Origin of the sequence: Streptomyces sp. N35, assembly GCF_016464295.1 — a bacterium.
Taxonomy (GTDB): Bacteria; Actinomycetota; Actinomycetes; order Streptomycetales; family Streptomycetaceae; genus Streptomyces.
Genome location: NZ_JAEIMH010000198.1, coordinates 1 through 1,282, shown reverse-complemented (window position 1 = coordinate 1,282; position 1,282 = coordinate 1). Strand labels below are relative to the sequence as shown.

The window sequence follows — 1,282 nt, the reverse complement described above, 5'->3', positions numbered from 1 at the left end:
GGGGGGCGTGGGTGGTCGGCGCGGGTGAGTGGGGGTGTGGGCCGGGGGGGGGCGTGGGTGGTCGGCGCGGGCGGGCGGGGAGCGTGAGGTGCTGGGGGTGTCCGGGGTGCCGGAGGCGCTGCGGGTGTCCGGAGTGCCAGAGGTGTCGGAGGTGCGCGAGGTGTCAGAGGCGCTGAGGGTGTCCGGGGTGTCAGAGGTATGTGAGGTGTCGGAGGTGCGTGAGGTGCCCGGGACGTTCGTGCGTATCGGTGGGGTGCCGCACCACGTCGTGGTGGAGGGCAGCGGGCCGGTGTGTGTGCTCACCGCCGGGCTCGGGATGGCGTGGTTCGACTGGGACGCGGTGGCCCGCCTGCTCGCCCCGCACCGTACGGTGGTCCGCTTCGACCGCCCCGGGCTCGGCCTCAGCGGACCGGCGGCCGTGGACCCGTCGCTGACCGGTGAGGCGGACCGGATCGCCCGGGTGCTCGACGCGTGCGGGCTGAGCGGGCCCGCCACGGTGGCCGGCCACTCCCTCGGCGGCTTCCATGCCGAGGCCTTCGCCCGGCTGCACCCCGCGCGTACGGCAGGCCTGGTCCTGATCGACTCCAGCGTCGAGACGGCCGCGCGGCCGCGCCCGGCGCCGGCTCTGCGCACCGGGCTCACGCGGATTGCCGCGGGGGTGCTGGGTGCGGCCGGGGTGCCGTACGCCCTGGGCCCGCCCGGGCGGCGGGCCGCGTTCCGGCTGACGCGCGCCGGGCGCGGTGGTGATCCGGCTCCGTACGGGCTCGTCCGGCGCACCTACTCCACGAGCCGCTCGCTTCGGGCGCTGCTGACCGAGTACGCCACGTATACGGATGTGGCGGCCCAACTGCTCAGCGTACGGGGACAGTTCGCCCTGCCCGACGCCTTGCCGGCCACGGTCCTCGCGGCGGGCACGGGCCGGCACTGGCTGGCGCGCCAACGCGCGCTGGCCGACGACCTGGGAGCGGACTTCCGCGTCTCGCCGCACTCGAGCCATCTGGTGATGCTGGACCGACCGGATGAGGTGGCGGCGGCTGTGCTGTCGGTCGGGCGGGCGGGCGCGCGGGGATGACGGGTTGAGCGGCTACTAGCTACCGGTTACTGGCTGACCGGCTGACCGGCTGAACAGCCGAGCGACTGACCGGCTGACCCGCTGACCGGCGGTGCCCTGTTGTGTGCAGAGCTGCGGGTGCCGGGTTTACGCCTCCTGTTTCGTCGTGGGTCGGGGCCGGGGTGGGGTGCTTGCTCATTCGGGCAATGGCACCGTTCCCGCGAAGGGTCA

General features: G+C 74.7%; 1 protein-coding gene. It reads left to right on the top strand.

Features of this window, described 5'->3' with window-relative positions; all coding sequences use genetic code 11:
• Positions 1 to 205: 205 nt before the first annotated feature.
• The gene (locus tag JAO81_RS41835) at positions 206 to 1,072 is read left to right on the top strand and encodes an alpha/beta hydrolase (protein ID WP_307814253.1); all 867 of its coding nucleotides are present in this window, start codon (positions 206 to 208) and stop codon (positions 1,070 to 1,072) included.
• The last annotated feature ends 210 nt before the right edge of the window (positions 1,073 to 1,282 follow it).